Below are 25,827 nucleotides of genomic sequence, written 5' to 3'. Positions count from 1 at the left end.
ATCCCTCACTACCTCGAGCACAATGTTGTTCAGCCAGCGCTATCGCTCCTCGCCAAGCCTTAAACCACGGCCTGCCTTTAATAGTCATCCCAATAAGGACACTCTCCATAATACTCGCTGATGAAATCAACAAAACTGCGAACCTTACTACTTAAAAACTTACGATGGGCATAAACCACATAGAGTCCCAGTGGATCGGGAGCATAGTCGGGTAATATTTCCTGCAACTCCCCCTGGCTGATAGCTTTACCAGCGATAAATGAGGGCTGAATGGCAATTCCTCCGCCATGGATCGCCGCATTGACCAATAAATCGCCATTATTAGAGATCAAGGTCGAGTTTAACTTGTTGTAACCCAGTACCTGTTCAAACTTAGCAAATAAACTTGCGCTATCGGCATAGCTATAACTCAGATAGCGATGATCCATTAATTGTTGGGAATTTTTGGGGATACTATATTGCTGCAGGTACTTGGGGGCGGCACATACCACGATTCGAATATCGGTGATTTTTTTAGCGATCAATGAAGAACTCTGCAATTTACCAATCCGTAATGCGATATCGTAGCCATCTTCAACAATATCGATTTTTTTATCGCTGAGTTGCAAGTCGATATCCACCTGCGGGTAGCGCTGCTGATAATCAACGACTAACTTCGGTAAGTGATGCATGCCAAAGGACATCGGTGCGGTAATTCGAAGTTTTCCTGAAGGCTGTCCTTGCTCATGGGCAAGCGCATTGTCCATCTCCTCAAGGTCAATTAATAACTGAGTGCAACGTTCAAAATAAAAACGTCCGGCCTCGGTCAAACTCAATTTACGCGTAGTTCGGTTCAGTAATCGCGACTGTAGATTGTCTTCCAAATGGGAGACATATTTACTCACCAACTGAGGAGACAAACTTAAGTATTCAGCCGCTTTCGCAAATGAGCCCTGCTTTACCACACTCACAAAGGCTCTCATAGTTTGTAGTCTATCCATATTAACAACCATACATTGATAATCACTCAACAAATATAGCATTTATCAATGAAATACCAAGCATTATAGTTAGCACAACTTAGTTAATTAAATTCCCAGTGAAGGACATACCATGAATACTCAACTCTTAAACAAACTTGTTGCTAGCAAAGCCAGCTTTGCTCCCCTAATTCTACGTCTACCTTTAGGTTTGATACTGGTTGCCCACGGCTCGCAAAAACTGTTTAGCTGGTTTGGTGGTTATGGTCTTGAAGGCACCGGCCAATGGATGGAAAGCGTGGGGTTTGCACCCGGCTACCTCATGGCTTTAATGGCTGGCAGCGCCGAGTTTTTTGGCGGTATTGCTTTACTACTTGGCTTGCTAACCCGCCCAGCCGCTCTAGTGCTTGCATTTACTATGCTAATGGCGATGACAGTACATATTGGTAATGGCCTGTTTTTAGCCGCAAATGGTTATGAGTATGCATTAACCTTGTTAGCAGTCACCTTGTTTTTAGCTGTTCAAGGCGCAGGGCGCTTTGCTTTAGACAATAAAATCCATGCGCTGCTTAGTGCTAATAAATAACCCTAAATTTAACCCATATTGAGGACTTGATTATGTTAGTCGAAGGCGTTTGGACAGAAAACTGGCAACCAGTACAGGCAAAAGATGAGCAAGGGCGCTTTGTACGCCAAACCTCTAGCTTTAGGCATTGGATCACCAAAGATGGCGCCGCTGGCCCCACTGGTAATGCCGGCTTTAAAGCAGAGAAAGGTCGTTACCATCTCTATGTTGCGTATATCTGTCCTTGGGCTTCTAGAACCTTGATGCTTCGGGAACTCAAACAACTTCAAGACTATATTTCGATTAGCATCGTCAATCCGGTGATGACCGATCAAGGCTGGCAATTTGATGGCTATGCCGATGCGACTGCCGACCATTTAAATGGCTATCAATTTGCTCACCAGCTGTACACTCACGCCGATCCTAAATTCACCGGCAGAGCGACGGTTCCGGTACTGTGGGATAAACACAATAATGTGATTGTAAACAATGAATCCGCAGACATCATTCGCATGTTAAACAGTGCCTTTGATCACCTCACCGGCTCAAAAATGGATTTATATCCTGCAGAGCTGGCCGAGCAGATTGATACACTGAACGAAGAGATTTATCACCTGCTCAATAATGGCGTGTATAAAGCGGGCTTCGCCAGCTCGCAGTTTGCTTACGAAGAAGCTTACCAAGGCGTGTTTAACACTTTAGATAAACTAGAAGCCAAATTAGCAGATGGTCGTTCATTTTTATTCGGTGAACAACTCACTGAAACCGACATCAGAAGCTTTGTAACCCTGATCCGTTTTGATGCTGCCTATTATGGTTTATTCAAATGTAATCGAAATCTGATTGCCCAAATGCCCTATTTATCCAAATATGTGCAGCGAATTTTGGCGCTTGAGGGCATTGGAAATACAGTTAATATTGAACATATTAAACAAGGCTATTATTCACTAAAAGCACTCAACCCAGCAGGTATCGTGCCTAAGGGTCCGGAGAATATTGCATGAATCAGGTCAGCAAACAGCCAGCTCTGTTTATTTCCCATGGCTCACCGATGATGGGCATTGAGAATAGCGCGACTAGCGCTTTTCTCAAAAACTTGGGTCGGCAATTACACAAACCGGATGCTATTGTGGTTTTTTCTGCTCATTTTGATGCTACTGCAGATATCATCATTAACAGTGCAACAAAACCAAAAACCATTCACGATTTCTATGGTTTTCCCGAGCAACTTTATCAACTGCAATATCCGGCGCCGGGTGCGCCAGACTTAGCAAAACAAGTCGCAGAGCGCTTACAAAGTCAGGGGTATCAGCCAATACTGGACGAACAGCAGGGCTGGGATCATGGCGTATGGATCCCGCTGCGTTTAATCTACCCGCAAGCAGATATTCCAGTGCTACAAATCTCTATCAACAGTCGCTTAAGTAGTCAGCATAACTACCAGCTAGGTCAAGCCTTAAGCTACTTGTCTGAGCAAAATATTTTACTGCTTGGCTCTGGAGGGATTAGCCACAACCTGCGAGAAGTGTTTGCTAGTATTCCTGATCCACAGCGGGTTGAAAAAGTGACGGCGTTTACTCAATGGGTAAAAGAGAAACTGTTAGCGAAAGATATCCCAGCTTTGTTGGATTATCAAAATCAGGCACCTTTTAGTCGCTTTAATCATCCAAGCGTTGAACACTTTGTCCCGCTACTCTCGATTTTGGGGGCTTGGAACGAAGGCGATAAAGTTCACCAGATCCATCAAGACGTCGAACTTGAAATTTTGGCCTTGGATGCTTACGCCTTTAGCTAAGCATCTAACTTTAAAATAATACCAATCACAATAAATAAGTGCTCTTGTATTCGCGCAGCGAAGATCTTGATTTGCAGCTCATAACTTTCACCCGCAAACATAGAGCCAAACTTAATCGAGTTGGAATAACATCCTACTTAAACTGATTTGCCTTCTGCTATCGCTTCCTCCCTGTAGCGATAGCAACTTTTTAACTTTGTTTGATAACTGATCAGCATCACCAATATTCAAGCCAATCGCCCTTCACAAACAGCGCTCAATCTGTCACCAAGCACTAAAACATGTAAATTCTAGTTAACACCTTCATCAATAATGCTTGATTAGACAATGGCAAGCTTACTCGATACTGTTAAACTGGCTAGAAGCGTTTTAATGTTGAAGCTTTATACCCTTACTCAATTTAAACAACCCTGAGAACGAGCCCTTCGCTTAGCCTTCTCAATAAGAAATAAACAACCATAAATTTAATTGAACTCTAAGGCAGTATTGATCCCACATTAACCGCTGATTCATGCCGATGGTGACATAACATTTGATCTGCTTTGTTTAAGAATCACTGAACAACGGCAACAGCATGGATAGGTCAACACCCTTAAATATTCACTGAAAAAGGATAATCAGATGATTCGTCGTTTATTGAGCTTCGCTTTATTGATATCGACTCATAGTATGGCTCAGAGCCAAAGCAGCGATGCTTTCGCCCCCGAACTTGCCAGCGGTTCGAGCCAAAAAACCGCGTTTGTCGCCCATAAATTTATGGTCTCAGCCGCCAATCCGCTAGCCGCTGAGGCTGGCTATGAGATACTAAAAGCGGGTGGAAGTGCCGTAGATGCGATGATTGCAGTCCAAACCGTTCTGGGTTTGGTCGAACCCCAATCTTCTGGTATTGGTGGCGGAGCATTTGTACTGTATTACGATGCTACAAAGCAACAAATCACCAGTTTTGATGCTCGAGAGAAGGCTCCAGCCAAGGCTTCGCCTTCCTTATTTTTAGATGACAGTGGCAAGCCATTAAAATTTTATGATGCCGTTGTGGGGGGGCGATCCGTTGGGGTGCCGGGGGTGGTAGCGCTATTTGAAACCCTGCATCAACGCTATGGAAAAACCGAGTGGCCTCAATTATTTTCACCCGCCATCGGCTTAGCACAACAGGGATTTAGAGTTAGTCCTCGCTTAGCCACACTGATTGCCGGTGATACTCACCGACTCGACCGCTATCCCGGTGCTCGAAACTACTTTTATGATGCCCAAGGTAAACCCTTAACGGTCGGCCACCTACTCAAAAATCCAGCCTATGCCTCGACCTTAAATTTAATCGCCAAACAAGGGGCGAAAGGCTTTTATCAAGGTGCAACCGCAAAAGCAATCGTCGCAGCGGTACAACAGGCAGCAGCTAATCCGGGGCTGCTCAGTGAAAGCGACTTAGCCGCTTATCAAGTCAAACAACGCCCCGCTTTATGTAGCCCTTACCTACAATATTCGGTCTGCGGCATGGGGCCACCAAGTTCTGGCGCAAGCACCGTCGGTCAAATCCTTGGAATTTCCGCTCACTACCCACTTGATAAATGGGGCCCCGATAATATTCAAAGCTGGCGGATCCTCGGCGATGCTTCAAGACTCGCCTTTGCCGACAGAGCGAAATACCTTGCCGATAGTGACTTTGTAAGCGTACCAAGTACCGCCCTACTCGCCCCCCAATATTTGGCGAAACGCGCCCAATTATTAAAAGGTGATAAGGCCCTTAGCAGCGTGTCTGCTGGAGATGTGGCAGCTTTATCCGCCCAAGCATCAAACTTCAGTATCGAACTTCCCTCCACCAGCCATATCAGTATCGTCGATAGTGAAGGTAATGTATTATCGATGACCACTAGCATCGAAAATGCCTTTGGCTCACGGCTGTTCGTTAATGGCTTCCTATTAAACAACCAACTCACTGACTTTTCTTTTATTGCCGAAAAAGATGGCCAAGCAGTGGCCAATCGAGTTGAAGCCAATAAACGCCCGCGTTCATCGATGTCTCCAACTATCGTACTGCAAAACAACCAGCCGATCGTGGCTATCGGCTCGCCCGGCGGCAGCAGTATTATTGGTTACGTGGCTCAAACCTTAGTGAGTCATTTAAACTGGGGCATGAGCTTACAGCAAGCCATTGAGCAAGCGCACATCAACAACCGTTTCGGCGTATATGAATTGGAAGCAAATAGCGCTGCGGTGGATAAACAAGCGGCATTAGAAGCCTTAGGTTACCAAACCAAAATAAAAGCCATGACCTCGGGTCTACAAGGGATCAGGATTTACCCTGATAGGTTGGTTGGCGCAGCCGATCCTCGCCGTGAAGGTATCGCAAAAGGGGACTAAAAATACATAAACAAAAACAGCGCTGTAAAGCGCTGTTTTAAATATCGCATCATGCCTAGCACGCGCTTTAAATAATCCGATGTTCATCTAACATCGCTTGGCGCGCTTTTTGTTTCTGTTCGACTAAAGCCATCTTGGCTTTTCGTTTATCGCAAGGCTCAGGACAATCACAAACCTTTTCAATTCCAAGCGATGCGATACCACCGCAACTCCCGCTAATGGTTTTCTTCTGAAAAATATAGCCCACAGCCATCGCGGTAATCACCACAACAAAAAACACAAATGTCACAAGAAAATAAGCCATTCCGACAGTACTCCTTCGTTTATTGTTGGATGATAAAGGGAATAAAAGCTGAACTAAGGTGTTCAACAAACTCATCCCCTTGCTTATCGATAATATAAATCGCCAATTGATGCTTTTCGGCAAAAGCTAAGGCTTGATCCACCCCCATAACCGTAAGCGCCGTCGCGTAGCCGTCGGCCATCATACTGGTAGCAGCGATCACTGTGACCGATACAATATGATTGGCAATCGGCTGACCCGTTTTAGGATTAATGGTATGCGAGTAACGAATACCATCTTGCTCAAAGTAATTACGATAATCACCCGAGGTTGCAACACCGTTATCTCCGGGCGCTATAATTTTTTGTACTGCGCGTTGCTCTACCACTGGTTTTTCTACCGCGATCCGCCAGCTCAGAGCCTTGTCATTATGACCCTTTAAGCGTAGCTCACCACCAATATCCACCATGAAATTATGAAAGCCTTCACTCTCGATCAATTCAGCAACACGGTCAACACCATGGCCTTTAGCAATCGCGGAAAGGTCGACGTATAAACTCGCTAAATCTTTACTCAGTAATTGGCCGTTTAAAGTAAGGTGATGATAACCAATGCGCGCTCTGGCTTGTTTCAGCGCTTGCTCATCGGGACGTTTGTTGGGACGACCTTCTGGACCAAAGCCCCATAAATTAACCAAAGGACCCACCGTGACATCGAAAGCGCCAGCCGACTGTTCTGAGATCTGTAATGACGCGGCCATCACTTTAGCTAAATTTGCCGAAATGTGTTTCGGTTCTCCACTTTGAAATTGATTAAACAAAGACAATTCAGAGTTCGGTAAATAGGTTGACATTTCTAGGTTAACTTGGCGTAGCAACTTATCAATTTTTTGCTGTAACGCTGCGCCTTTCGGTAACTGATCTCGAGGTTCAACCACTTTAATTTGATAGTAAGTTCCCATAGTGCGCCCCTCAATTTGTAAGGTATACAAATTGTTTTGCTCACTACAGCCACTAACGAAAAAAGCTAGCCCAATAAGGGCTAGCCAAAACTTAATCATTCTCACCAATTAACCACCAAAGTCATCAAGTAGAATGTTTTCATCTTCAACACCGAGCTCTTTAAGCATGTTAATCACCGCAGCATTCATCACCGGAGGACCACACATATAGTATTCGCAGTCTTCAGGCGCATCGTGGTCTCGTAGATAGTTTTCAAACAAGACATTATGAATAAAGCCAGTTTTACCTTCCCAGTCATCTCCCGGTTGTGGGTCAGACAAGGCTACATGCCACTCGAAGTTTTCATTCTCGCGAGCTAACATATCAAAATCTTCTTCATAGAAAATCTCTCGACGAGAACGAGCCCCGTACCAGAAGCTAATCTTACGCTTAGAGCTAAGACGCTTAAGCTGATCGAAGATATGCGAACGCATTGGCGCCATACCTGCACCACCGCCAATAAACACCATTTCTGCTTCGGTATCTTTGGCAAAGAACTCACCAAATGGCCCAGAAATTGTGACTTTATCACCCGCTTTTAAGTTAAAGATAAACGACGACATTTTACCACAAGGTAGGCTCATGTTGTTTGGCGGTGGCGTTGCAATCCGCACGTTCAACATAATAATACCTTCTTCCTCTGGGTAGTTGGCCATTGAGTAAGCTCGAATGGTCTCGTCATCTACTTTTGATTCTAAATTAAAGAAGCCAAAGTGTTCCCAATCGCCACGATACTGCTCTTCAATATCAAAATCTGAATATTTTACATGGTGGGCCGGCGCTTCAATTTGAATATAACCACCCGCACGAAACGGAACTGACTCACCATCAGGGATCTGCAACTTCAACTCTTTAATGAAAGTAGCTTTGTTGTCATTAGAGATAACTTCGCAAGCCCATTTTTTTACCCCAAAAATTTCTTCGGGTAAAGAGATCTTCATGTCTTGCTTGACGTTCACCTGACAAGCCAAACGCATGCCATCTGCCGCATCTCGCTTACTAATATGATCAAGCTCGGTGGGTAAAATATCACCACCACCTTCATGAATATGCACATGACACTGGCCACATGAGCCACCACCGCCACAAGCCGATGATACAAAAATGCCTGAATTACCCAGTACACCCAACAATTTATTACCCGCCTGAGTAGTAATTGCCTTGGCTGGATCATCATTAATAAGAATTTGTATGTCACCAGAACTTACCAGCTTCGACTTAGCAAACAAAATGATTGTCACTAAAGCCAAGACAAGCAAGGTAAACATAGTTACGCCGAGAATAATTTCCATCGACTAATTTTCCTTGTAGTTATTGGCCGTCTTAAAGCTGAACGCCCGAGAACGACATAAACGCCATCGCCATCAAACCCGCGGTAATAAAGGTAATCCCTAAACCACGTAAGCCATCAGGCACATCTGAATACTTCATTTTTTCACGAATACCCGCTAAAGCAACAATCGCTAACATCCAGCCAATACCACTACCGATACCATACACAGCGGACTCAGCTAAGCTGTACTCACGTTGCACCATGAATGAAACACCACCAAAGATGGCACAGTTCACAGTAATCAGTGGTAGGAAAATACCCAAGGCTTGATACAGTGCAGGAAAGTATTTATCCAATACCATCTCAAGAATTTGTACTAACGCAGCAATTACCCCAATAAAGGTAATGAAGCCAAGGAAGCTTAGATCGGCATCGGGTAAACCAGCCCAATCCAGCGCGCCAGGTGCTAACAAATTGAAATAGATAATTTGGTTTACCGGTACCGAAATACCCAGAACCACGGTGACCGCGACCCCTAAACCAAAGGCTGTTTTAACTTTCTTTGAAACGGCTAGGAAAGTACACATCCCTAACAAGAAAGCCAGCGCCATATTTTCAATAAAAATAGAGCGCACTAACAAACTAATATAATGTTCCACGCGCCTACTCCTTCGGCTCTACTTGTTCTGGATAAATGCTACGCAATCCCCAGATTAATAAACCAATCACAAAGAATGCTGATGCGGGCAGTAATAACAAGCCGTTAGGTTGATACCAACCGCCGTTATTAATCAATGGTAAGATTTCAATCCCAAATAACGAACCAGAACCGAATAGTTCTCGAATCACACCGACCGACATCAATACCGCACCGTAACCCAGGCCATTCCCAATACCATCGAGAAAAGACTTCAATGGTGGCTCTTTCATGGCAAATGCTTCGGCACGCCCCATCACAATACAGTTGGTAATAATCAAGCCAACAAATACCGAAAGTTGTTTGGAGATATCATAAACCACAGCTTTCAATACTTGGTCAACCACAATCACCAAGGAGGCAATAATTGCCATTTGCACGATAATCCGCACACTGCTTGGAATATGATTCCGAATCATCGAAATAAACAGGTTAGAAAAGGCTGTTACCAGCATAACCGCAATGGTCATTACAAATGCCGTTTCTAATTTGCTGGTCACTGCTAACGCTGAACAAACACCCAACACTTGCAATGCGATGGGGTTATTGGCGATAACTGGGCCAAATAAAACTTTTTTGGTTTCCTTAGCATCAGCCATTGATTAGCTCTCCTTGTTGCAATTTGGTCAGGAACTTACCGAAGCCTTTGTCACTTAACCAAAATTTAAAGGTGTTATCGACCCCCTTACTCGTAAGGGTCGCACCTGATAAACCATCGACCTCAGAGGGTGAGTCTGCAGGAGCAGTCCCTTTAATCACGGTAATCGCTGCTTGACCGCCAGCATCATATAGCTTCTTGCCAACAAATTTGGCTTGCCAACGTGGATTAGCCACCTCACCACCAAGTCCCGGTGTCTCACCCTGGTCATAATAAACCAGCGCATCGACCGTATTACCGTCTGGCTGTACCGCCAAGAAGGCATACATCGTTGACCACAAGCCACGACCATGCAAGGGTAAAATCACTCGGTCAATGGTTCCAGAAGACGTTTTTACTAAGTAAACACTGGCAAAATTAGAACGACGTATAATACCTGCAATGTCTTCATCGCCCGGCATCCGAATACTGGTACTCGGATCTTTAGCAGCCTTGCGTTGTTCAAAGGTATTTGGATTGACCTTATCTTTAGCGACGAAGCTTCCGGTATCTAAATCAATCACGCGCGGTTCAATGACTTCAGCATAAACGTCTGCCACCTTACGACCATCGAGGGCCACCCCAGATACCGCTAAAATATTCTTCTGCTTATCTTCCAATGCGTTTTGCTGCTGCATGCCACGCAAACCTACAGCTGCCAGCGAGACCACAATAGAACACACTAAACTAACGCCAATAACAACCTTAATGGTTTTGGCTAAGGAATCATTACTGGCCATCGCGAGCAAGCCTCCGTTTGATATTGGCTTGAACTACAAAGTAGTCGAAGATTGGAGCAAATAAATTGGCGAACAAAATAGCTAACATCATACCTTCGGGGAAAGCTGGGTTCACGACTCGAATAAGCACCACCATCAAGCCGATAAGCCCGCCATACCACCACTTACCTTTATTAGTAAACGATGCCGATACTGGGTCTGTGGCCATAAAGAACATACCTAAGGCAAAACCACCAAGTACCAAATGCCAATGCGGGGGTAATTGGAACATCATATTGCTATCTGAACCAATAACATTCAACAACAAGCTGGTTGCGACCATTCCCGCCAATACACCCGCTACAATTCGCCACGAAGCGATACGAGTGAAAATGAGGAACAATCCGCCCAAAGCCAGTAAGAAAGTTGAAGTTTCACCACTAGAACCTTGAATAAAGCCAAAAAATGCATCGCTCCAAGAAATGCCTTGCGCTGCTAAACCGTCGATACCTTGAGCGGCAACCACACTGAGTGGTGTCGCGCCAGAATAACCATCCACAGCGGTCCAAACTGCATCTCCAGATATCGCGGTTGGATATGCGAAGAACAAGAACGCACGCCCCGCTAAAGCAGGATTAAGGAAGTTCTTTCCGGTGCCTCCAAACACTTCTTTCGCAACAACTACGCCAAAAGTAACCCCCAGTGCCACCTGCCATAAAGGCATCGTCACTGGCAAAGTTAAAGCAAACAAAATAGAGGTCACAAAAAAACCTTCGTTAACCTCATGGCCGCGTACCGAGGCAAATAAAACTTCCCAGAATCCACCCACCACAAATGCGGTTAAGTAAATCGGTAGGAAGAATACCGCGCCATAGAGCATCGATGCTATCCAACCGGCATCTGCGCCCATCGGCACGCCGAGCAAACCAAGTAACGCAATATGCCAATCGTCAGGAGCCGAGTAACCCGCAATAATGGCTTCATTCGCTTGCATTCCGGCATTATACATACCAAAAAACATAGCGGGCATTAGTGCCGCCCACACAAAAATCATGATCCGTTTTAAATCAATTGCATCACGAACGTGGGTATTTTTGTTGGTCACTAAACCCGGTGAATATAAAAAGGTGGCGGTGGCTTCATAAAGCGCGAACCACTTTTCATGTTTACCGCCAGGTAGAAACTGAGGTTCGATTTTTTCAATAAAATGCTTAAGACTCATGCTTAACCTTCCTTCTCAATCTTGGTCAAACAATCACGTAACACGCTACCGTATTCGTATTTGCCGGGACATACAAAGGTACATAGCGCTAAATCTTCTTCATCAAGCTCTAAGCAACCAAGTTGTTGCGCACTATCACTATCATTTGACAATAGGTCTCGAAGTAACAATGTTGGCAAAATATCTAAGGGCATCACCCGCTCATATTGACCAATCGGCACCATGGCACGGGCGCTACCGCCAGTAGTCGTGGTGAACGAGAACAACTTACTTTTATTCAGACCAGAGACGAATATACGCGCTAAGGAGAACTTATTGGTGCCGGGTACAGCCCAGCCCATAAACTCTTTCTCATAACCTTCTTCTAAAGCCACAACCTGTTGATGGTAACGGCCTAGGAAACAATGCGGACCAACCGCATGATTGCCCAGCAATACACTGCCAGAAATCACTCGGTGCTCACCATCGACTAGTTCGCCATCAATCAATTGACTAATCTCGGCACCGAGTTCGGTGCGCAACAAGCGTGGTTCTTTGACCACCGGACCCGCTAAGGCAATCACTCGCTGATTATAAATTTTACCACTTTGCAGCAAATGCCCTATCGCAATCACGTCTTGATAAGAGACCGACCAAACGGTGCGTTGTGCGCTTGCTGGTTTTAGCATGTGAATGTGAGTCCCCGCTAAACCTGCTGGATGCGGGCCTGCAAATACATGCTCTTCGACCCGAGCAGCATCCGACTTCGGCAAACTAACATTAGCCTTACAAACGAATATCTCTCCATCAGTTAAACGAGATAACACCCGTAATCCGGTAAGATAAGCACTTTCGTTCTGCGCAATCACAACCGTCGGATCCGCGGCTAAAGGATTGGTATCAATCGCGGTCACAAAAATTGCGGAAGGTGTTGAATCTATCGCTGGCACTTTACTAAATGGACGCGTTCTAAAACCGACCCATTGGCCAGAATTTACGAGTTTATCCACAAGTTCAGATCGCGCTACGCTATCAATTTCGGCATCGCTTAAAGCACCAAAATCAATACTGTCACCTGCCTGTTTCTCAATCACGACAGATTGTAATACCCGCTGCGCGCCGCGGTTAATATCTTGAATGGTTCCAGCGCAAGGAGCCGTAAATACAACGCCGGGGTTCTTCTTATCTTCGAACAACGTCTGACCTTGGCTTACCACATCACCCACTCGTACTTTCATTGTTGGACGCATGCCAACATAATCTTCGCCGAGTACAGCCACTCTGGTAACAATAGACGCGTCTACTATTTGCTGTTTGGGATCGCCTTTAATAGGCAGATCAAGTCCTTTATTTATTGTAATCATACTCTCTTACACATGTGTTGGGTCGGAAGACGAGCAATAACGCCTGTGTGAATTTTGCACTTAAATTTAAGTAATTAGCTAACAAGTCTTCGACAATTAACTAACAAGCCACAGAAAACGACTGTATTCTAGCACCAATCAACCCCAATTCTCCAAAGAAAAAGCCCAAAAATATAACCTATTCGACTTAAGTGTTACGAGCTTGTTATCAACCTTAAACAATGGGTTAGCTAATAACTTAACAAGAATCTTTTTAATAATTTGCGATAAGCACCTTAAATTTGCTTAACTTACGTTTATTCTAAACTGGTCGGAGCCAGTTTTAATTGATTATTTTTACTTACGCCAAATTGAAACCGTCGGTAACTGTTAAGCACCTTTGCAAAAGACGGGTCTTTGTTCGCAAGTTGTTCTATAACCGTCAAACTATAGTCTTTTAATTGCGCCAATACTTGTGGTGGGAACGGAACAATATCCACACCATGCTCATTAGCCAATATGGTTAATGCCTCCACATTGTAGACCACATACTCACTCAAAGTTTCTTGATTTACGACCTTGGTCGCATTCTCAATAATTCTTTTTAGATCATCGGGTAGTGTAGCAAAGGCTTCCTTATTGATAATAAATTCAAGGGTAGTGCTTGGCTCATGCCACCCCGGATAGTAGTAATACTTGGCAACTTTATGAAAGCCAAACGCCAAGTCATTATATGGGCCGACCCACTCCACCGCATCAATATCGCCGTCACGCAGCGCTTGATAAAGTTGATCCGCAGGTAAAGCCAAGGGCAAACCTCCAGCCATTTCCAGCACCTTGGCCCCTAATCCGGGAAGACGCATTTTCAACTGCTTGAAATCATCCATCGTGTTTATTTTTTTATTAAACCAGCCTCCCATCTGCGCATCGGTGTTTCCTCCGGGATAAGGCAGCAAATTATATGGCGCATAGAGTTCTCGCCATAGCGCCAACCCGCCGCCAAGGTACAACCAAGCATTCAGATCTTTAGCTGCCATCCCAAAAGGCAGCGCGCTAAAAAAAACAGCAGCTGGCAATCGGTCTTGCCAATAATAGGCCGCACTGTGGCCCATCTCGACCTTACCTTGAGCAACAACATCAAATACATCTAAGGCTGGATAAAGCTCCCCAGCACCATAGACACTTATTTGCATTCGCCCACCACTCATTGCATAGACTTCTTCAGCAAAACGTTCCGAGGTCACCCCAAGTCCCGGTAAATTTTTAGGCCATGAAGTTACCAAAGTCCATTTATATTGAGTTCGCTGCGCTGATTGACTATCACTCTGGTCACCATTACAAGCACTCAACAAAAAACCTAGAAATAGGCATTTAATATACACCCGCATAAAACAATCCTTATTTTAATGCTCATGTGTTTAAGCAACGCTTCGTGCAGAACGATTAACCACCACGACAGATTGGTGATACTGGCACTTGCTGTTGTTTATCCCATCGTTCGGGGGTAAATACGTGGATTGCTAAAGCATGAATATCTTGCTTTAGTTCCTCAGCAAGAACTTTATTAACCTCTCGGTGACACTGAATACGAGTTTTTTCTTGAAATAGTTCACTAACAATCGTGACTTTGAAATGACTTTCAGAGCCTGCGGGCACATTGTGCATATGGCTCTCGTTAACCACCGCTAAGTACTCAGGTGAAAAATGCTGCTTTAATTTCTCGCTAACTTGTGTTTCAACCCGCATCTTCTATTCCTTCATAGATTCTATTGTTGGCATTGTATAACGAAAGGTTAAATTGATCCTCGGCTGTTTTACTTTAAGCGCTTTTGGCAAACTATGTTGCCACTGCTGTTGAGACAAACCATTCATCAATAATAAATCACCAGATCCAAGCAGATACTGCAGCTTAGATCTGGTGGATTTGTCACGGAAAACAAAACGCCGGGACGCGCCTAAGCTTAATGACGCGATAATCGGTCGTAGACCTAATTGGGCTTCATTATCACTATGCCAGCCCATATAGTCGTGACCGTCACGGTATAAATTCACCAAAGCACTATTAAAACGCTGCCCTGTATGCTGCTGCAATGCAGCCTTTATTGGTATTAAAAATTCAGGCCAAGTCAAAGGTTGTCGCCATTCTCCAGAATAGCGATACGCCGCCTCCACATCACCTAACCAAACCGACAATCGGGGCTCCAAACAAGTCTTCCCAAATAAACGAATTTGATGCTGTTGCCAGGGCAATTCTGCAAGCAAAGATTGGAACAATCTATCCACATTTTCCGGACTTAACCAATGCTTATAAAGAATAATCTCATCTGACAACTGATTCACGACCTTTTCTGCGCCTTTCGTTTAGCCATTAACTTAGATACACTGCTGGCACGATTCAAGGCCAGCACGCTACCATTCCAATATGCATCAACAACTCATCATCGCTCCCGTAGAGTTAAACTTAGCTCGTTACCCAAAACAGTCTGCTGATGAGCTACGCGCTTGGAACGCGGCTGACGAATTATTGTTAGAGTATGCCTTTGAGCTTAGTACAAACCTTCAACATATTTTGCTGCTCAACGATGAATTTGGCGGCCTAGCCTGCGCACTCTTGGCTCACCCTAATTTACGCCATTGCCAAATCACTTGGTTGAGTGACTCCTTTATCGCCCAGCAAGCTTTAGCGCAAAATATTCAAGCTAATCAGCTTAATGGGGAAAGCATAAATATAATTAGTAGCATCGATGTCATGCCTCAAGCTGACTTAGTCCTAATGCGTTTACCCAAGAGCTTAAACTATCTGGAACACCAGCTCATTGCACTACAAAATGCCATGGATAACGCAAGCTTACTGGTTTGTGGCGTGATGCTCAAAGGATTGCCCAAATCGGTGTTTAATCTGTTTGAAAAACATCTCGGTGAAGTGAACACCTCGTTAGCGAAAAAGAAGGCCCGCCTCCTATTTAGCCACTATCAAGGTAAGTGCTCGGCCTCTCGCTATCCCAAAGCTTGGACGATAGAGGAATACCAGTGGCAACTGAATGATCACGCCAACGTATTTTGTTTCGCCAAATTCGACATTGGTACCCGCTTCATGCTAAAACATTTGCCGCGAGGTGAGTTTGCCAGCGTTGTCGATTTAGGCTGTGGAAATGGTCTACTCGGCTTAAGAGCCCTAGAGCTCTACCCCGAGGCCTCGGTCACCTTTGCCGACGAATCACTGATGGCTTTGGCCTCAGCAAAAAATAACGTACAACTGAATCATCCTGAGGCGCTTAATCGATGTGAGTTTATTCATGATAACGCTTTAGAACATCAAGCCGACAACTCTGCGGATCTGGTATTATGTAATCCGCCCTTCCATCAACAAAACACCATTTCTACTCATATTGCTCGGCAAATGTTTCGCGACGCCAAACGCTGTTTACGTAGCAATGGCATGCTCGCCGTCGTCGCAAATCGCCATTTGAGCTACCAAGCACTATTAAAATCTTACTTTGGTGGCTATAAGTTGCTGGCGAGCAATAACAAATTTGTTATCCTCGGTTGCACGAAACGTTAATTAACCAGAAAAGGTGAACCACTTGAAGAATCTATTTACATTGGTGATATTACTATTCGGCTTAAGTGCTTGTAGTAGTCGACCACAACAAGTGCAGTTAAATCCACAGGTACAACTGAGCGATGTCACCCAGCATTCCATTATTGCGGCGATTCATTCCCAAGATTTACGCCCAAATCGATTTTTAATCAGCATTCATCACGGTGATCAAGAGCAAGCCGAACTAATTGCCAGTGGCAGCAATTTACGTTCGTCCATTGAACAGCAGCTTAGCGCAGCTTGGCAGCAACAAGGCCTGGGTTTTGTCCCCGCCTCACCCAACACAATCCGGGTAGATATTAACGAACTCGCCTCTCGCGTTGAGCAAGGGAGCGTAAAATACAGTGCCAGCACGACCATACGCATCAAAGTGACCGTAGACACCCCGACTAAAACTTTAGATAAGGAATTTCGCTCAATTCATACCAATGAAGGAGCCTTTAAAGTGGATGTAAATAAACAAGCCGAGGCAATGAATCAACAACTTTCTGAGTTATTAGCTGAAATCGCAAGTGACCCACAACTAATAGAAGTAATGGAGTATCAACCATGAATTGGCGTTTTTTCCGCAATACCCTGTTTACCATAAGTCTGGCACTTTTCAGCGTCGCCAGCTGGGCGCAAACAGTAAAGTTTGTGACTAATCTCGGTGAATTCCAATTACAGCTCAAACCACAACAAGCCCCAAAAACCGTGGCCAACTTTTTACGTTATGTCGAAGACGGTAGCTATAAAGGCACTTTGTTTCACCGCACCATTCCCGGCTTTATGGTACAAGCAGGCGGCTACTCTATTAATTATGAAGAAGTCGATAGCTACAAACCCATCGAAAATGAATCTAAAAATGGCTTAAACAACAAGCGTGGCACCGTAGCGATGGCACGAACCAATGATCCAAATAGCGCAACCCGCCAGTTTTTTGTCAATGTTGTTGATAACCCCTACCTCGATGGCAGCCCTAAAAAATTCGGTTATGCGGTATTTGCCGAAGTCATTTCTGGCATGGATGTCATCGATAAGATAGTCAATCAACCCACAAAAACTGGTCCCGTCCCAGGGATGCGTAACGTACCAGTCCAGAAAGTGATCATCGAAGACGTGGTATTAATAGACCCATCTCAACCTTAATAATTCTGTTACAACACAACTGAGCAGTAAATGAACTCATCGCCAACTTGGTCACAGACCTTTCGTTCTTATTTAGATAAACGACTGCTATGGGTATTTATGCTCGGTTGTGCCAGCGGTTTTCCTTGGGTCCTGATTGGCTCAAACATGTCTGGCTGGCTGACTGATGCAGGACTCACCCGTTCTGCCATCGGCTACTTTGGCTCGGTGTTCATTGTTTATGCCATTAACTTTCTATGGGCGCCCTTAGTCGACCGAGTTAAATTGCCACTATTTCATCGCTGGCTTGGCCAACGCCGAAGTTGGATTTTTTGCTGTCAAGCTATCGTCTTGATATGCACCTTTGCTATTGCAAAGTTTAACCCAGCCAATAGTTTAATGGTCACATCGATGCTAGCCCTGTGTATCGCCACGGCTTCTGCTACCCAAGACATCGCTATCGATGCCTTTCGCATCGATAGTTTTAGCAAGGCCGATTCGCATCGCTTGCCCCAAGCCTCGGCCATGGCGGTCATCGGTTGGTGGACAGGATATTCACTTCCCGGATACTTAGCGTTTATTAACGCCGATGCTATTGGTTGGAATGGTGTCTATTTAGGGATGTGTGGCATTGTAGCGTTGCTCATGTTATTTACCCTGTTGGTTAAAGAACCCATCACCGATCGGGATGCTCTGCAACAACAAGCGGAACAACGGCACGCCCAGTATCTTGGTACCCATTCACCGATTGTCGCGTGGCTCACGGTGACCGTGGCCGAACCGTTTATCGACTTCTTTCGTCGCAACGGCGTGCGAGTTGCGATCACCCTACTGATGTTTGTTTTTCTATTTAAAATTGGCGAAGCGTTTTTAGGGCGCATGTCGATCCCCTTCTATCGAGAAATTGGCTTTAGTAATGAGCAAATTGGTCATTACTCTAAACTCATTGGTTGGGGGGCAACGGTATTATTTACTTTAGTCGGTAGTGCCTTCAACGTGCGTTTTGGCGTGATAAAAGGACTCATGTTAGGCGGCGTTGCGATGGCAAGCAGCAACTTAATGTTTGCCTGGATAGCCTCTACGGGTCCAGACGAGCAGTTGTTTTTGGCCACCATCATCGTCGACAACTTTACCAGTGCCTTTGCCACCGTCGCCTTTGTCTCGTTTTTAACCACATTAACTGGCCAAGCTTTTTCAGCCACTCAATATGCGCTGCTCGCCTCTTTAGGTAACCTAGGCCGAACCACCCTCGCCTCCTTCAGTGGCTCGCTGGCCGATATGCTCAACTCTTGGCCACTGTTCTTTGTTCTCACAGCTATAATGGTCGTGCCGAGCCTCATCATGCTGATTAGCCTACGCGGTTATTTTGGACGGATATTGCAAGATAATCACGACAGCAAACACTAATACCAATCTGATAAATAATATGATCAGCTTATTACGCCGAATAAATCTGCCAAGAACCAAGTATGAAGAACAGTAACTAGTGGCTCTAATTACAAGATACATAACACAGTTCGTGCGGATTTAGGCCAGTAAGAATCAACAGATAATGAGTTAGCTTGGTATGAGCATCCCCATAAGGACTACCGACTAGATCCTATAATAAGATGCGCCCCAAATTGCGTCGATGGTATCCAACCCAGAAGCGGTAGACGGGCTAGCTCCAAGATGAGAAAGTGTTGATCTTTAGTGGCGAATGTAAATTTAAGACAAAGCGGAATGTTGCACCAAAACGCAAGCCGACCGATGGAAGCAAAGACTCACTCACCATCGGTTCTAGCTCGGGAAATTATAGGGCTAAATCAACCTGCACAGGACAATGATCGGAGCCCATCACCTCATTAAGAATATCGGCATCACTCACCTTATCAGCAAAAGCCTCAGAGACTAAAAAGTAGTCAATTCTCCAGCCAATGTTACGGCCACGAGCACCAGCTCGATAGCTCCACCAACTGTATTTAACTTCATCTTGCTTCTTCAGGCGGAAGGTATCGACAAAACCAGCGGCAGTTAAATTATCAATGCCATCGATCTCGGCCTGCATATAACCAGCACTTTTATTGTAATTTGGCTTGGGCCGAGCCAAATCGATGTCTTTGTGGGCCACATTTAAGTCACCGCAAACTAACACGGGCTTACGCGCTTCGAGGCTCTTCAAGTAGCTTAAAAAGTCCGCATCCCACTGTTGGCGATAATCTAAACGCTTTAATTCGCTGCCCGAATTGGGTGTATATACAGTAACCAGAATGAACTCTTGGTATTCGGCTGCAATCACCCGACCTTCTTGGTCGTGTTCTTCAATCCCCATGTCGTATTCAACAGCAAGCGGTTTTTCTTTACTCAGAATCGCAGTACCAGAGTAGCCTTTTTTCACCGCCGAGTTACTGTAAATATGATAGCCTTGCAAGGCTTCCAGAGCGGCCAATACTTGATCGTCTTGGGCCTTGGTTTCTTGTAAACACAAGACATCGGTTTGCATCGCCTCGAAAAAGGACATAAAGTCCTTTTTCATCACCGCCCTGATCCCATTCACATTCCACGAAACTAAGCGCATTCGCCCTTCCTTTAGATAATTAAAAGTGGTTTTCAACAACGCCTACAGGCGACACTGAATCAAATAAGAGCTTTATTGTAGCAGGCTTAACTCAGGCTAAAAAACCTTAAAATAAACACGGCTTAGGTACATATAAAAGCCGTGCAGAGGTTTGGCTTGGCTAATCAACTCACCAAGCAGGCGTGCTTGCAATACGCGCCTCAATTTATAAAATAATATGCGGCAGATAACGACTCATGTCTTGGGTAACTAAGCTGCTATCTTCTCGGATCGACATGCCTGCAGCCTGATCATCTACCAGCCAACTACCAATTAAAGTGTAATTCTCAGCAAATTTAGGTAACTGGTGCAGCGCCTGATAAATATAACCCTCTTCCCCATAGGGACCTGGCGTATGCTCTATTTCAGCGTCGCCATGCAAGATGGATATATTTGAGCCTTCACGGGAAAAAATTGGTTTTTTCACCATGCCCTTACTGAAATTCGCCTGTTTCACTTCATCTTCAAAAAAAGCCGGGAGTAGATTGGGGTGGTCGGGGAACATCTTCCACAACATCGGCAACAGGGCTTTATTCGACAGAATGCTTTTCCAAGGCGGTTCCAACCAACGAATATTTTGTTGCCCGAGATGCTCACCAAATTGCTCATCTAACATAAATTCCCAAGGATAGAGCTTAAACATCCAGCTGATTACCTCATCATCAAGATTAGTAAAGCGCTGCTCCCTATCCATGCCAATATCTTCGACAAATACAAACTTGGTATCAAGGCCTGCGGCAATGGCGCAGTCTTCTAAATATTGCACCGTGCCTCGATCTTCATCAGTGTCTTTACAACAGGAAAAATGCAATACCCGATCGGGCGTTAAGTATTGTAAATCACTAAAGCGGTTAACCAACTTTTCCTGAAGGCTATTAAACTGATCACTATTTGGGTTCAATTGCCCATGATCAACCTTGTCTTTAAGCCACAACCATTGCCAAAAGCCAGTCTCGTATACCGAGGTTGGCGTGTCGGCATTGTTCTCGTATAACTTCGCGTCGCCTTTACCGTCGTAGCAAAAATCTAGTCGCGAATATAAACAGGGATCGCCTTTTAACCAGGATTGTCGAACGAAATCCCAGTGCTTTTCAGGTATACAAAAACGCCGCATTAACTGTTCATCGTGAACCACCTTCGCGACGACTTCAAGGCACATTTGATGGATAGCTTCGGTGGGCGCTTCGATACCACGCTCAACTTGCTCAAGGGTGAATTGGTAATAGGCCGACTCATCCCAATACTTGTCACCATACATGGTGTGGTAGTTAAAGCCATATTCTTTGGCTTGTTGCTGCCAATGCGGTCGTTCACCGGTGGGAACGCGTAGCACCCTTAACCACCCCAGCTCGATTTAGAGCCCCCCCAAGAAGACTTCGCCGAGGCCTTCGCCCCGAAGCCGCCACGAGAGACGGTTTTGGTTACAGTCGGTTTACTCTTATAAGCCGACTGTCCTACTTTATAGTTTCTCTGGCCAGCTTTACCAATCACCGAACCATCGGCAGTGATAATCGAATCGCGATAGGATGACCCCGGCTGATTATATTTATACACCGAGGATGGGCGGCTGGGATCCATCATCCGGCCAAATAAATAGCCGTACATCAACGGCATGAAGAAACCGCTACTGCTAGCTCGACAACCGTCATAACCAAAGCTTTCTTCACAGTCTTGGCGGCTACTATACTTAGGTGCAGTTCGCTCGGCTTCTAACTCCGCATTACGATAGACCGCTGCACATTGTTGCTCGTTAAAGGTCGTTTTAGTGACACAATCATCGATGGACTCAATCACAATCGCATCTTCTTGAGGCTCGGAACAGGCACTCAACATGGCTGCCGACACCGCCACGACTAGAGGTTTCACTAAAAATGAAGGAGCGCTAACAGGGAGTTTGCGCATTGCCGATAAGTTAATAAACTTAGAACGTTTCATAGCGCCTCCTAGTAGGTCATGCAGGCTGCATTTAATAATCCTACCGACACACTGGTCGCGGCTAACATGATCCCAGCACTGACTTCGTTGGCTTCTATTCGCGACACAATGCCAGGGATAAATACAAAACGCACAATCACAAAAGCGGCAATTTGTGCCACTAAGGCAATGAGTCCCCACAGCGCATAATCAACAAAAGAAATAGAGTTACTGGCAGCGCCCGCTAAAGCTAAAGCAAAACCTAAAACAGCCCCACCAAAGGCGATGGCAGCACTGGTATTTTTGCCCTCCTTAATCAGCGCCCACTCGTCATGCGGCGTTACACGCACATAAATCACCTTAAATAACATCAAGAAAACAATAGATGCGATAAAGTAAATCGCAAAATTTGCGACGGCGAGTAATAGTTCCGATGATTCCATGTTCTGGTCCTTTATCCGTGAATAGTAATTTGGGTTGGTGAAATCGTCATGCCGGTGCTAATCACCAGGCAGCGTTCCAGAGCGTTATTGTTAAGCACCTCTTCGGCCGATAGAAACAGCGATTCCATTTCACCGCTAGGCAATTCACGCTCAAATAGCATGGTAAACTGGTCGGTGCTGGAAAAGTCCATATTATCCTGATAGGTCTTCTCTTCCATATGTACCGGATTATGATAATCGGTGGTCGAGGTCCATACCCGATGATATGTATGTCCTTCCAGCTGATAAGTGTTTGCGCCAATTTCCTGCTTCAGCAAACGATCCCATTCGCTTTGATTAGCCACATCGAGGGTATCGTAGTAATGGAACATTTTCACATCCACCACATTTTCCTCACCTTCACCATTGGCTACCACTTGCAAGAAACCTTCATCATCGGTGTAAAAACGATAGATGGTCGTATCATCTAAGTCGACAATGCCTGCCGATTGAATAATTTGAGTGGGAGCGACCTGACTCACCACCATATCGGCCATCACTAACTTCAGTGCCAGCGCGTCCAGTTCAAAACTGCCACCCAACTTAAGCCCCATAATGGCGGGGGTCCCTGCATATTTGTCAGGTTCAGGCTTATGTCGACTAAACAAAGACTTAAACATAGCAACTATCCTATCTTCGGTGAATTAAAACACTCATCAGAGTTTAAGCGCCGCGCCGCAATATAATACAAGGCATCTCCTTGGTTAAGCGTGGTATCCAAACTCGGGTTCAGTTGTAAGTGCTGACTACCAGCCACTTTTAAACCAATAATGGTGGCCTGTAAGTTTTCTTTAAAATGCTGGAAAACATCGGAAAATGGCAGCGAAGATGAGTCCATATAGTGCACAGCATATTGGGTCATTCCGTGGGTAGTATCAAGTAACTGTTGATGAACCTGAGCCGAACCGGGATCCATCGCCGAGCGGGCTAACATTTCCACAGTAACCGATGGGATCACTTCAACCCGAGGGCAATGGCTGAGCAATAGTTCAGCAATGGTAGGGTCTTGTAAGTAGGCCGTCTTGTGACACTGCGGATTGAGCTTGGCACAATAGAGCGCGCAGGTCAGCGTCACATCGTCTTGCTCAGTATCAATAATAATTCTGCTCGCCTGGGCAAGATTAGTACGAGCCATGGTCTCAGCATGAGAAAAAGAGTCAACCTGCACAAACTCAATCTTACCGGGCAAAGGATTCTCTATATCGCTGTCGACACAGAGCAACACGGTCTCTGTAGAATCATTGGTCGCAGCAGTGAGTAGCTCGACTAGGCGCAATGTTCTGGCGCCATTCCAGCCAATAATCACAGTATGATTGGAGAGTTTCAACATGCGTTTCCCTCGTGCCCCTCTAGTGTATATATCATTGATCACAAAACCGACTTTGGTAATCACCACCGCAAAGATACTGATCCCAATTGGAATAACCCACAAGCTGACAATTAAACGTCCCAGTGGCGTACTGGGCCCAAAATCGCCGTAGCCAACAGTCGATGCAGTCACCACTATCCAATATAGAAAGGTTTCACTATGAACTAAGGCGCGTTCGCCTACCAGCATTAAGCTGTAATAAGAAATGAGAACATACAATAGCACTGAGATGGCTATTGCGGTGCCGTTAGCACGAAAAAAAAGCGCCGAAAATAATCGGCGCACTTTATATAGCAGCACTTATTTTGCCTTTTTTTGGGCCAATATCTGCTTGAGTTTATCACTACCGGTGGATTGACCGCCAGGTTCAATGCCCGCTTGTTTGAGTCGCTCGTCTAAGTTACTACCACTATCTTCGGCGGCCAGCTCCTCAGCGGCAGAAAGCTCGGCACTGCGCAGCGCTTGTTTCTCTTTTATCCGCTCTAAACTGTCAAGTGCAGTTTTCACTTTAGAATTCGCACCCACATGATGTGAAGATCCCGCAACTTGAGCTTTTTGTAAAGACTCGGTCGCCTTCACCTGATCAATTTGGATCCCCAAACGTTTCACGCTGGCCTTGGCTTTAGCGATATTGCTCTTAAGCGACGTTTCGGTATTCAGGTAACTATTATAGATCTCTTGTTCAGTGGCTAATTGCACTTCCAAATTAGACACCCGCTCGGCACACTCAAGCGCCAAGGTTTCATCTCCTTTTTCACTCGCCGCAACCGCATGGTTGGTATAAGTATCGATATCTGCGCTTAGACTTTCAACCTTGGTTTGGGCTAACTTACGTTTCGCCATAATGGTGGTGAGGTTGCGATCGCAGGCTTCAAGCTCCGATTTAGCATCGCGTAACTCTTGGTCCAAAATCCGCATTGATTGGCTATCTGCGACAGCCTCTAAGCTTTCATTGGTCGCACCGCGAATGGCATTCCAAATACGTTTTAAGCTCATACTGATATCTCCTGCTGGGTAAACTCACTATACAATTCGATAAACTCACTCACATTCGAATAGAGGGTTTCTATTTCTTCAATGACGACAGCATCAACGCTTTGGGTTGATAAGGCACCAAATGCGGTGTAGTAATCTTTATCACCGATGCGTTTAATGCCAACGGCCGACAAGGGTAACAGGTGATGCGTGCGTAAAATCAAATCATTCAATTTCACACTATCGGTCACCGAATCGCAGCTAAACAAAACAACTTCAATTAGCATTTGTTGCTCACCAATGTAAGCAAAGGCATCGATACCTTCATCATTACTAATGCACAAACAACCACCTTCGCTATCAACACTCCAATCTGGATGTGCTTTAGCGAGTAATTCAAGTGATGCTGAATCCCACGACATAATCTTTCCTTATGTGTTAGTTATATCTAACAAATATAGCAAGTTTGACTCTTGTGTCAACGTTTACTAACATTCGTTGCAGATAAATAAAAATAGAATGAGTTACCAAACGCGATGAACCCAGAACAGAGTATTAGAAATCGACAAGCCTTGCAGCCTTATAAAGATAGTATTAAGCGTTATATTCGTGCAGCGATGCAGTTAAAAGGCGTGCAATATAAATATTTATCCGATGAGCTGGCTAAGCGCGATATAGAAATGAAGGAAGGAAACCTGCGTAGTAAGGTATATGCGGGCACCCTACCAACCGATTTATTTATCGTCTTAGTGGAAATTCTCGAAATGCCCGACCACGCACTCCGCGATATTATTAGTCACAAAGATAGAAGTTTAGACGAGTGATCAAAGGCGCGCTCTGGCCTCGCAACATGAGCGGATTATATCGCTTGGCAAACCAGACGTTACCAGTTATTAATGAACTACACCACCAAACAAGCAAACACAAAAACGAATAGAACAAGGCAAGCATA

General features: G+C 45.1%; 29 protein-coding genes. 9 read left to right on the top strand and 20 right to left on the bottom strand.

All coding sequences use genetic code 11. The annotated features are described in order from the left end of the window. Window positions 1-77: 77 nt before the first annotated feature. A complete protein-coding gene (locus tag ACRRS1_RS05500) occupies window positions 78-980 on the bottom strand; it encodes a LysR substrate-binding domain-containing protein (protein WP_432468230.1) in 903 nt (300 codons plus the stop codon). Between the two features lie 112 nt (window positions 981-1,092). Between ACRRS1_RS05500 and ACRRS1_RS05495 the strand changes: the two genes are divergently transcribed. From ACRRS1_RS05495 to ggt, 4 genes are all read left to right on the top strand, one after another. Continuing rightward, window positions 1,093-1,545: a DoxX family protein gene (locus ACRRS1_RS05495; RefSeq protein WP_432454148.1), complete on the top strand. Its 453-nt coding sequence runs from the start codon at window positions 1,093-1,095 to the stop codon at window positions 1,543-1,545. Window positions 1,546-1,577: 32 nt separating this feature from the next. Continuing rightward, entirely contained in the window at window positions 1,578-2,528 is a 951-nt protein-coding gene (locus ACRRS1_RS05490) for a glutathione S-transferase family protein (protein WP_432468231.1), read from the top strand. Continuing rightward, window positions 2,525-3,319 (top strand): DODA-type extradiol aromatic ring-opening family dioxygenase, encoded by a 795-nt coding sequence (locus ACRRS1_RS05485; RefSeq protein ID WP_432458855.1) that lies wholly within the window; start codon window positions 2,525-2,527, stop codon window positions 3,317-3,319. Before ACRRS1_RS05490 ends, ACRRS1_RS05485 begins: the two co-directional genes overlap by 4 nt. Window positions 3,320-3,940: 621 nt before the next feature. Next, complete coding sequence (ggt, locus tag ACRRS1_RS05480; RefSeq protein WP_432468232.1) at window positions 3,941-5,677, top strand: gamma-glutamyltransferase; 1,737 nt, start codon at window positions 3,941-3,943, stop codon at window positions 5,675-5,677. 67 nt (window positions 5,678-5,744) lie between these two features. Here ggt and nqrM read toward each other — a convergent pair whose 3' ends face one another. The 11 genes from nqrM to ACRRS1_RS05425 all read right to left on the bottom strand — a co-directional run bounded on the left by nqrM (window position 5,745) and on the right by ACRRS1_RS05425 (window position 15,171). Further along, window positions 5,745-5,981 (bottom strand): (Na+)-NQR maturation NqrM, encoded by a 237-nt coding sequence (nqrM, locus tag ACRRS1_RS05475; RefSeq protein ID WP_432454152.1) that lies wholly within the window; start codon window positions 5,979-5,981, stop codon window positions 5,745-5,747. 19 nt (window positions 5,982-6,000) lie between these two features. Next, window positions 6,001-7,020, bottom strand: coding sequence for an FAD:protein FMN transferase (locus tag ACRRS1_RS05470; protein ID WP_432468234.1), 1,020 nt, complete (start codon window positions 7,018-7,020; stop codon window positions 6,001-6,003). A gap of 9 nt (window positions 7,021-7,029) precedes the next feature. Then, window positions 7,030-8,253 (bottom strand): NADH:ubiquinone reductase (Na(+)-transporting) subunit F, encoded by a 1,224-nt coding sequence (gene nqrF, locus ACRRS1_RS05465; protein ID WP_432454154.1) that lies wholly within the window; start codon window positions 8,251-8,253, stop codon window positions 7,030-7,032. A 31-nt stretch (window positions 8,254-8,284) separates the two neighbouring features. Then, a complete protein-coding gene (nqrE, locus tag ACRRS1_RS05460) occupies window positions 8,285-8,893 on the bottom strand; it encodes an NADH:ubiquinone reductase (Na(+)-transporting) subunit E (protein WP_432454155.1) in 609 nt (202 codons plus the stop codon). A 4-nt stretch (window positions 8,894-8,897) separates the two neighbouring features. Continuing rightward, entirely contained in the window at window positions 8,898-9,530 is a 633-nt protein-coding gene (locus ACRRS1_RS05455; RefSeq protein WP_432454156.1) for an NADH:ubiquinone reductase (Na(+)-transporting) subunit D, read from the bottom strand. Next, on the bottom strand, window positions 9,523-10,308 hold the full coding sequence (locus ACRRS1_RS05450) for a Na(+)-translocating NADH-quinone reductase subunit C (RefSeq protein ID WP_432454157.1): 786 nt from the start codon (window positions 10,306-10,308) through the stop codon (window positions 9,523-9,525). The genes ACRRS1_RS05455 and ACRRS1_RS05450 overlap by 8 nt, the downstream gene beginning before the upstream one ends. Then, window positions 10,298-11,509: an NADH:ubiquinone reductase (Na(+)-transporting) subunit B gene (locus tag ACRRS1_RS05445; protein ID WP_432454158.1), complete on the bottom strand. Its 1,212-nt coding sequence runs from the start codon at window positions 11,507-11,509 to the stop codon at window positions 10,298-10,300. Before ACRRS1_RS05445 ends, ACRRS1_RS05450 begins: the two co-directional genes overlap by 11 nt. Window positions 11,510-11,511: 2 nt before the next feature. Continuing rightward, window positions 11,512-12,852: a Na(+)-translocating NADH-quinone reductase subunit A gene (locus ACRRS1_RS05440; RefSeq protein WP_432454159.1), complete on the bottom strand. Its 1,341-nt coding sequence runs from the start codon at window positions 12,850-12,852 to the stop codon at window positions 11,512-11,514. A 296-nt stretch (window positions 12,853-13,148) separates the two neighbouring features. Further along, entirely contained in the window at window positions 13,149-14,219 is a 1,071-nt protein-coding gene (locus ACRRS1_RS05435) for a TRAP transporter substrate-binding protein (protein ID WP_432454160.1), read from the bottom strand. A gap of 55 nt (window positions 14,220-14,274) precedes the next feature. Continuing rightward, the gene (locus ACRRS1_RS05430) at window positions 14,275-14,577 is read right to left on the bottom strand and encodes a BolA family protein (RefSeq protein ID WP_432468235.1); all 303 of its coding nucleotides are present in this window, start codon (window positions 14,575-14,577) and stop codon (window positions 14,275-14,277) included. Between the two features lie 3 nt (window positions 14,578-14,580). Then, on the bottom strand, window positions 14,581-15,171 hold the full coding sequence (locus ACRRS1_RS05425) for an alpha-ketoglutarate-dependent dioxygenase AlkB family protein (RefSeq protein ID WP_432468236.1): 591 nt from the start codon (window positions 15,169-15,171) through the stop codon (window positions 14,581-14,583). An 82-nt stretch (window positions 15,172-15,253) separates the two neighbouring features. On the opposite strand from ACRRS1_RS05425, the gene ACRRS1_RS05420 reads away from it, so the two are divergent. Genes ACRRS1_RS05420 through ACRRS1_RS05405 form a run of 4 tightly spaced genes read left to right on the top strand, consistent with a single transcriptional unit; the run spans window position 15,254 to window position 18,946 of the window. Next, window positions 15,254-16,393 carry a methyltransferase gene (locus ACRRS1_RS05420; RefSeq protein ID WP_432468237.1) on the top strand — a complete coding sequence of 380 codons (1,140 nt, stop codon included), beginning with the start codon at window positions 15,254-15,256 and terminating at the stop codon, window positions 16,391-16,393. 22 nt (window positions 16,394-16,415) lie between these two features. Beyond that, complete coding sequence (locus ACRRS1_RS05415) at window positions 16,416-16,985, top strand: YajG family lipoprotein (RefSeq protein ID WP_432454164.1); 570 nt, start codon at window positions 16,416-16,418, stop codon at window positions 16,983-16,985. Then, window positions 16,982-17,560: a peptidylprolyl isomerase gene (locus ACRRS1_RS05410; RefSeq protein WP_432454165.1), complete on the top strand. Its 579-nt coding sequence runs from the start codon at window positions 16,982-16,984 to the stop codon at window positions 17,558-17,560. The genes ACRRS1_RS05415 and ACRRS1_RS05410 overlap by 4 nt, the downstream gene beginning before the upstream one ends. Window positions 17,561-17,590: 30 nt before the next feature. Beyond that, complete coding sequence (locus ACRRS1_RS05405; protein ID WP_432454166.1) at window positions 17,591-18,946, top strand: AmpG family muropeptide MFS transporter; 1,356 nt, start codon at window positions 17,591-17,593, stop codon at window positions 18,944-18,946. Between the two features lie 385 nt (window positions 18,947-19,331). Here the strand turns inward: ACRRS1_RS05405 and ACRRS1_RS05400 are convergent, their stop codons facing one another. From ACRRS1_RS05400 to ACRRS1_RS05365, 8 genes are all read right to left on the bottom strand, one after another. Then, complete coding sequence (locus ACRRS1_RS05400) at window positions 19,332-20,096, bottom strand: exodeoxyribonuclease III (RefSeq protein ID WP_432458851.1); 765 nt, start codon at window positions 20,094-20,096, stop codon at window positions 19,332-19,334. A 205-nt stretch (window positions 20,097-20,301) separates the two neighbouring features. Beyond that, entirely contained in the window at window positions 20,302-21,468 is a 1,167-nt protein-coding gene (locus tag ACRRS1_RS05395) for a glutathionylspermidine synthase family protein (RefSeq protein ID WP_432458850.1), read from the bottom strand. A 2-nt stretch (window positions 21,469-21,470) separates the two neighbouring features. Continuing rightward, complete coding sequence (locus tag ACRRS1_RS05390) at window positions 21,471-22,070, bottom strand: DUF1190 domain-containing protein (protein ID WP_432458849.1); 600 nt, start codon at window positions 22,068-22,070, stop codon at window positions 21,471-21,473. Window positions 22,071-22,078: 8 nt separating this feature from the next. Further along, window positions 22,079-22,492: a DUF350 domain-containing protein gene (locus ACRRS1_RS05385; RefSeq protein WP_432454170.1), complete on the bottom strand. Its 414-nt coding sequence runs from the start codon at window positions 22,490-22,492 to the stop codon at window positions 22,079-22,081. An 11-nt stretch (window positions 22,493-22,503) separates the two neighbouring features. Continuing rightward, the gene (locus ACRRS1_RS05380) at window positions 22,504-23,151 is read right to left on the bottom strand and encodes a YjfK family protein (RefSeq protein WP_432454171.1); all 648 of its coding nucleotides are present in this window, start codon (window positions 23,149-23,151) and stop codon (window positions 22,504-22,506) included. A gap of 5 nt (window positions 23,152-23,156) precedes the next feature. Then, entirely contained in the window at window positions 23,157-24,200 is a 1,044-nt protein-coding gene (locus tag ACRRS1_RS05375) for an ion channel (RefSeq protein WP_432454172.1), read from the bottom strand. After that, entirely contained in the window at window positions 24,201-24,896 is a 696-nt protein-coding gene (locus ACRRS1_RS05370) for a PspA/IM30 family protein (RefSeq protein ID WP_432454173.1), read from the bottom strand. Further along, window positions 24,893-25,297 carry a DUF2170 family protein gene (locus ACRRS1_RS05365; protein ID WP_432454174.1) on the bottom strand — a complete coding sequence of 135 codons (405 nt, stop codon included), beginning with the start codon at window positions 25,295-25,297 and terminating at the stop codon, window positions 24,893-24,895. The genes ACRRS1_RS05370 and ACRRS1_RS05365 overlap by 4 nt, the downstream gene beginning before the upstream one ends. A 114-nt stretch (window positions 25,298-25,411) precedes the next feature. Here ACRRS1_RS05365 and ACRRS1_RS05360 point away from each other — a divergent pair, with 114 nt between their 5' ends. After that, complete coding sequence (locus tag ACRRS1_RS05360; RefSeq protein WP_432458847.1) at window positions 25,412-25,699, top strand: DUF6471 domain-containing protein; 288 nt, start codon at window positions 25,412-25,414, stop codon at window positions 25,697-25,699. Window positions 25,700-25,827 lie beyond the last annotated feature (128 nt).

The organism is Agarivorans sp. Z349TD_8, from assembly GCF_050870825.2.
Classification (GTDB): Bacteria; Pseudomonadota; Gammaproteobacteria; order Enterobacterales; family Celerinatantimonadaceae; genus Agarivorans.
The sequence above is the reverse complement of the archived record's forward strand: the minus strand, read 5'-3'. Positions and strand labels throughout refer to the sequence as shown.